Source organism: Streptomyces sp. GC420 (assembly GCF_009916105.1).
Lineage (GTDB): Bacteria > Actinomycetota > Actinomycetes > Streptomycetales > Streptomycetaceae > Streptomyces.
Genome location: NZ_JAAAXQ010000415.1, coordinates 1 through 6,320 on the forward strand (window position 1 = coordinate 1; position 6,320 = coordinate 6,320).

The window sequence follows — 6,320 nt, forward strand, 5'->3', positions numbered from 1 at the left end:
TCCCTCCCAGAAGAGGATGTCGGCGCGGCCCGACAGGGTGAACGTCGGCATGACGAACAGCTCGCCCACACCGGGCACGAGGTTGCAGCGCACCGCGTCGTAGTCGGGGTGCTCCGGGCGCGGGCCGTCGGGAGCGGGCTGGGTCGGGGCACGGGAGCTCGCCGCGGGCGGCGCCGCGCTGGACGCCTTCCTCGCCTGGGACAACGCGCAGGTGCTGCGCGACTACGGCCGGCAGGCCAGGCCCGACGTCATCGCCGGTTTTGCGCTGCACCGTTACGCGTGGCCCGCCTGCCTGCTGATCACCGTCCCCTGGTTCCTGCACCGCCGGGTGCCCCGGATGCCCGTGGACGGCGTCGTCTTCCAGCGGGCGCTGGGCCGGATGGCCGTGCGCGTCGGGGAGTTCGCCTGCCTGCCGGACGACCCGCTGGCGGGGCTCCCCGGTGCCCGGGTGGTGCCGGACGAGGAGGCGCTGCGCGCCGAGGTGCGGGCGTCGGTCGCCGAACACCTGGAGCCGCTGCTGGACGGCTTCCGGCCCAGGATGCGGCGCGGCAAGCGCGCGTTGTGGGGCATGGCGACGGACGAGATCGTCGAAGGGCTCTGGTACATCGCGCATCTGCTGGGCGAGGAGCGCCGGGCGATGGCGGAGCTCGAACTGCTGCTGCCCGGCAGCACCGGCCCGTACGTCGGCGCGGCGGGTTTCCGCGAGCTGACCGGGCCGGACGGCGCCGCGCTGCCGACCCGCGACCGGGCCGGCTGCTGCCTCTTCTACACGCTGCGTCCCGAGGACACGTGTGTGACCTGTCCCCGCACCTGTGACGCGGACCGGGTGAGCAAGCTCGCTGCCACGACGGCGGACTGACGCCCCGCCACCCCCGCACGCCCCGGGGCAGAGGCACCGGGAGCCGCCAACTTACACGATCGTTACAACAGTCACACTGGATTCGCACCCAACTCCGGTTTCCCATCGGAAGTTCGACTATGATCCCGCCATCCGAGCGCGCTGGCAGGCCAATGGCGTCCTCTTCCCCGGAAACCCACTGAGCGCCATCGCGGTTCCGCCAATATGGCGCCCCTGAAGCCCTATCGCACTGCAAGGGACCCCAGATGAGACTTACCGACATATCGCTGGACTGGCTGCTTCCAGGCTCAGTGCTGCTCCTGGGCATGCTGGTGGCGGTGACGGTACTCGCGCGAGGCAAGCGCGCCGGGGAGAAGGCCGCCAAGACCGAGGACTCCTGGGAACGCAGCGAGGAACGCCGCAGACGAAAGGAAGCCATATACGGAACGGCCTCCTACGTCCTGCTCTTCTGCTGCGCCGCCGTCGCGGCCGCGCTCTCGTTCCGCGGACTCGTCGGCTTCGGTGAGGAGAACCTGGGCCTGTCCAACGGCTGGCAGTACCTGGTGCCGTTCGGCCTCGACGGTGCGGCGATGTTCTGCTCCGTGCTGGCCGTCCGGGAGGCCAGCCACGGCGACGCCGCCCTCGGCTCCCGTCTGCTCGTGTGGACGTTCGCGGGCGCTGCCGCCTGGTTCAACTGGGTGCACGCACCCCGGGGTCTCGGCCACGACGGCGCGCCGCAGTTCTTCGCCGGCATGTCGCTCTCGGCCGCCGTCCTCTTCGACCGGGCGCTGAAGCAGACCCGCCGCGCCGCGCTGCGCGAGCAGGGCCTGGTGCCGCGTCCGCTGCCGCAGATCCGCGTGGTGCGCTGGCTGCGGGCTCCCAGGGAGACCTTCGGCGCCTGGTCGCTGATGCTGCTCGAGGGCGTCCGCACCCTGGACGAGGCCGTCGAGGAGGTGCGCGAGGACAAGCGCCAGAAGCAGCTGAACCGGGCCCGTCAGCGCGAGCAGGAGAAGCTGGACCGGGCCAGGATCCGCGCGATCAACCGGCAGCACCGCGGCTGGCCGCGGCCCCGCGGCGGCGGCATCCAGGTGGACGTCCAGAGCCTGCCGGCCGGAGCCGCCGGCGGTCAGGCCTCGTCGGAGTCCGCCGTGGCGGAGCCGGCCCAGCTGCCCCGCCGTTCCATGCCCTCCCTTCAGGCGTCGAAGCAGTCAGCCGGCACCGAGCGCGGCATCACCGTCGACCTCACCGCAGAGGACGACACCCAGGCGCTGCCCCGCCTCGACTCCCTGGAGCGCAAGCTTGCCGACCTCGAGAGGCAGTACGGCTGACCGGCCGGCCAACTCGGCACGCCGCTCCACCATCGGCCCGGGACCCGCCTCGTGCGGGTCCCGGGCCGTACGCGTGCGCGACCTCCCCGACAACCGTCACGGGCACGACCGGACGACATGACCGCGGTTACCGCGGACCGGCGAGAACGGCGCCGCCTTGGCCCACCGTGCCGTACCTGCACGCCGTCCGGTCCCGGCCTGCCTGGAGCGGAGGTGGCTACCCTCCGGTGATCCCGTCGATGCGTTCGCGGAGAAGGCCGGCGCGGCGCCGGCGGACGCACGGCCGCCTGACGCGTCCCGCCACCGGCGGCAGGAACGCCGACTGGACCGGGTTGCCGCAATGCCGTGCCGGGCAGCGGCCCGGACAGGAGGCTCCGGAAGGGGCAGATCCCGGCCCCCCGTCCGCGCCCGCCCGTGCGGGTCCTCGATCCGCAGCCGCGCGGCCAGGCGCTCGGCGGGCACGACCAATCTCGGCGCCGGCCACGGTTCCACCGGTGCCCGGGGCCGGAATCCCTCCGGGTGAGTCAACCCGGGCGGGCCGGGGGCCGTCTTCTCTCCCGAGAGGGCGAGCGGGGGCACGCCGGGACGGCCCACTGTGGCGCCCCCGTTTCGAGCCGCCCGCACGCCGATTGAGCTATACACAGCATGTATACATTGAGTGTATACATGATGTGTATAGTCGAGCGCCATGCGACTGCGAAAGATGAGCGCCCTGCTGCCGGCCACCGCCGCCCTCCTCCTCGCCCTGAGCGGGTGCTCCATGGAGACCACCTCCCCCAGCGAGGCCCGCGCCGACGTGGTGCCCCAGGCGCTGGGCGGTCTCGAGGCCCCGGACTGCGAAACCGCGAAGTGCATAGCCCTGACCTTCGACGCCGGGCCGGGCGAGCACACCGGCCGGCTCCTCGACATCCTGGCGGAGAAGGAGGTGCCCGCCACGTTCTTCCTCCTGGGGAAGAACCACATCGAGCGCCATCCCGGCCTCGTGCGCCGCATCGCCCGCGAGGGGCACGAAGTGGCCAACCACACCTGGTCCCACCCACGGCTCACGGAGGTCTCCCCGGACCGCGTCCGCGAGGAGCTCTCCCGCACCCAGGAGGCCATCGAGAAGCTCACCGGGCGCAGGCCCACCCTGATGCGCCCGCCGCAGGGACGCACCGACGACACCGTCTCCGGGATCAGCCGGGACCTCGGGCTGGCACAGGTCCTGTGGAGCGTCACCGCCAAGGACTACTCCACGACCGACTCCGCCCTCATACGGAAGCGCGTGCTCGACCAGGCGGACCGCGACGGCATCATCCTGCTGCACGACATCTACGACGGAACCGTCCCGGCCGTCCCCGGCATCATCGACGAGCTGAGGAGACGCGGCTACACCTTCGTCACGGTGCCCCAACTGCTCGCGCCCGGCGCCGCGCAGCCGGGGACCGTCTACAAGCCCTGACACCGGCCCGCCGCGGCAACAGCGGGATGCGCGGCCCATGTGACGCGTGAGCGGGAAGCCGCCGATCCGCTCTCAGGCGGTCTCCGTGCGCAGTTCGAACCAGACCGCCTTGCCCACCCCGTGCGCCCGCACACCCCACGCGTCCGCGAGGGACTGCACCAGCGCCAGCCCACGCCCATGGGTGGCCTCCGCCGGCGCCGCCCGCGGCTTCGGGCGCTGGGCGACGAAGTCCCGTACCTCCACGCGCAGCCGCAGCGTGTTCACGCTGACCGTCACCAGGGCCTCGCGATCCGTGTGGACCAGCGCGTTGGTGACCAGCTCGCTGGTGAGGAGCTCGGCGACGTCGCGCTGCGCCGGCCTCCCCCACGGCCGCATCAGCTCGCGCAGTGCCCTGCGCACCTCGCCGACCGCCGGTAAGTCCGCCCGGCCGATCCTTCTGTTCAGTAACTGCCCCCGTGCCTGTGCCGGCTTCCCTGCCATGGTCCCCCCGCCCGCGGTCCGGAACTCGGCCCCTACCTCTCGAACGCGCTCACGCCTGATGCATGCCCCCGTACCGAACACGGCACTCATGTCCATCCCGGGGGACTGGCCGAACGCTCCGAACCGGCTCGGCGAAGTACCGACCGCCGGGGAGGCGGCGCTGTATGTGCGGCCACACCGCGCACGCGGACACGGTGGGTGCCCAAGCGCGGTCCTGTGTGCGTGGTCGAGCCGTTGGCGGCGGACCTTGCCGTGCAGCTTGGCGACCTTCTCCGCGGCGCGCTGGTGGTTCTTGGTGCGGTCCTTGGCCTTGCGGCGCGGGAACCGGGACAGGGCTTGCTGAGCTGCTTCGAGCTTCGCAGCGGCCCTGCGGCCGCAGCGCGGATTCTCCACGAAGCCGCCGCCCGACGGGATCGCATTCCCTCCCGGCGCAAACGCCGGGATTCCCTGCGAAGATCAGGGGATGGCCGAGAACTCGCCCACGCGGAACGCAACTTCGCGGACAAGGGCCGCGCCTCCCGCTCTCTCGTACCGTTCGGCTGGGGCGACGGCGAGGGCGGCCCGACCCGGGAGGTGCTGGAGAAGGCCCGCCGGCTGCGCTCGCTGGAGGGCTCGCCGCGTGTGGTGATCGAGACGCCGTCCGCCTTCTTCGAGGCGGCCGAGGCGGAGTACGGGGCGGGGGCGCCGGTGTGGTCGGGCGAGCTGTATCTGGAACGTCGCCGCGGGCCTCGCGCTGAACCTGCCGCTGCGGACCGCCGCCGTGCCGGCCGCCCTGCCGCCGCTGGTACGGGTCTCGGACCCCTCGGTCACGATCGAGTCGGTCAAGCTCGCCGAGGACCGCGGCGGAGACGTCGTCGTACGGCTCTACGAGTCGCGGGGCGGGCGCGCGCGGGCCGTCCTGACCACGTCCTTCCCGGTCGTACGGGCCGAGGTGACGGATCTGCTGGAACGTCCCCTGCGGGAGGCGGAGACGGGCCCCTCCGGGCCCGTGCTGTCGCTCCGCCCCTTCCAGATCCTCACGCTCCGGCTCCGCCCCTCCTGAGGCCGGGCCCGCGGGGCACGTTCGCCGGTCAGGACTCCCAGACGCCGGCGGCCGTACGGTCGTCGGCGTACCCCTTGACCCGGAGCTGGACGTCCGCGAGGAAGGCCGCCAGGCCCGGCGGCTCCTGGCCGGTCCAGCGTTCCGCGAGGGCGTCGGCGAGTTCGGTCGAGCCGCGCAGCGGTTCGGCGAGACCGGCGCTGCACAGCAGCAGCGTGTCCCCCGGGCGGGCGACGGAGGCCCGGAACCGGAAGGGCTCCCCCGGCGGCGCCGGCTCGTACGCGGGGCCCGCCGGGTTGGCGATGCCGAGGTCCATGGTGAGGCGGTCCCCCTCGGCGGTCTCCGAGGGTACGGAGCCGAACCCGACCACCGGCTCCCCGGACGGGGCGGTGTCGGGCACGGCGGGCTCGATGTCCTGCCACGCGCCGTCCCGCAGCCGGAACAGGCCACCCGCGCCCACGCCGAAGAAGACCCGGATACGGCACTCGGGGTCGGCGGGCAGCAGCAGACAGCGCAGCGAGGCCGTGTGGTCGCCCGGGTCGAGATCCAGTTCCGCGGCTTTCGCGCGGAGTCTGCCCAGGCTGCGGTCGGTCAGCCGGTGCAGCCCCGACTTGAGGTCGCCGCGCCGGCCCGCCCTGATGTCCCGCGCCAGCCGGGCGTGGCTGCGGCCCACCGCCTCGCCGATCCAGCGGCATGCCTCGGCGGCCGCGAGGTGGGCGGTGGGTGCGGTCCGCTCCCCGCTCGCCAGGGCCACCAGCACCAGCGCCGCGTCCCCTTCGCCGAAGCGCACGGTCAGCAGCGAGTCCCGGCGCGACTCGCCCCGGAAGCGGGCGCTGTCCCCCCGCACCGAGGCCGCCCGCAGGGTGCCGGCCCCGTAGCGCGCGCCGTCCAGCACGGTGTCCGACACGGTGCCCGCCAGTGCCTGCGGATCGGCGAGCGGCAGCGCGACGGGCTCGGCCTCGTAGGTGGGCGGCCGGTCTCCGACATGCTCCACCCGGGGCCGGGGCGTCGCCGTGAAGGCCCCCGCGGCCGACGGGCCGGGGCGGTCGCCGGCGGTGGCCTCGGCTGCCTCGTCCTCGGGCTGCGGGCGCCTGCCCGGAACGGCCTGCCGCCGGCGGGACCGGCCGGCCGGCCGTGCGTCGTCCTCGCCGGTCCGGCCCCCTGCCGGGGACTGCCCGCCCCGCGGTTCGTCAC

General features: G+C 73.7%; 5 protein-coding genes and 3 pseudogenes. 5 read left to right on the forward strand and 3 right to left on the reverse strand.

Annotated features, from left to right (window positions below):
• Positions 1–126, reverse strand: a pseudogene (locus GUY61_RS32735) (styrene monooxygenase/indole monooxygenase family protein); the annotation flags it as partial.
• Here GUY61_RS32735 and GUY61_RS32740 point away from each other — a divergent pair.
• From GUY61_RS32740 to GUY61_RS32750, 3 genes and pseudogenes are all read left to right on the forward strand, one after another.
• Positions 125–859, forward strand: a pseudogene (locus GUY61_RS32740) ((2Fe-2S)-binding protein); the annotation flags it as partial. The pseudogenes GUY61_RS32735 and GUY61_RS32740 overlap by 2 nt on opposite strands.
• A 245-nt stretch (positions 860–1,104) precedes the next feature.
• The gene (locus GUY61_RS32745; protein WP_166633951.1) at positions 1,105–2,166 is read left to right on the forward strand and encodes a DUF2637 domain-containing protein; all 1,062 of its coding nucleotides are present in this window, start codon (positions 1,105–1,107) and stop codon (positions 2,164–2,166) included.
• Positions 2,167–2,854: 688 nt separating this feature from the next.
• A complete protein-coding gene (locus tag GUY61_RS32750; RefSeq protein WP_166633952.1) occupies positions 2,855–3,607 on the forward strand; it encodes a polysaccharide deacetylase family protein in 753 nt (250 codons plus the stop codon).
• Positions 3,608–3,679: 72 nt separating this feature from the next.
• Here the strand turns inward: GUY61_RS32750 and GUY61_RS32755 are convergent, their stop codons facing one another.
• Positions 3,680–4,087 (reverse strand): ATP-binding protein, encoded by a 408-nt coding sequence (locus GUY61_RS32755; protein ID WP_166633953.1) that lies wholly within the window; start codon positions 4,085–4,087, stop codon positions 3,680–3,682.
• Between the two features lie 465 nt (positions 4,088–4,552).
• On the opposite strand from GUY61_RS32755, the pseudogene GUY61_RS32760 reads away from it, so the two are divergent.
• Positions 4,553–4,810 (forward strand): annotated as a pseudogene (locus GUY61_RS32760) (hypothetical protein); the annotation flags it as partial.
• Positions 4,811–4,847: 37 nt separating this feature from the next.
• Positions 4,848–5,129, forward strand: a complete 282-nt coding sequence (locus tag GUY61_RS32765) for a glycosyl hydrolase-related protein (RefSeq protein ID WP_398957733.1) — start codon at positions 4,848–4,850, stop codon at positions 5,127–5,129.
• Between the two features lie 28 nt (positions 5,130–5,157).
• On the opposite strand, the gene GUY61_RS32770 is transcribed toward GUY61_RS32765, so the two are convergent.
• A partial coding sequence (locus GUY61_RS32770; protein WP_243766920.1) for a protein phosphatase 2C domain-containing protein occupies positions 5,158–6,320 on the reverse strand: 1,163 nt, incomplete at its 5' end.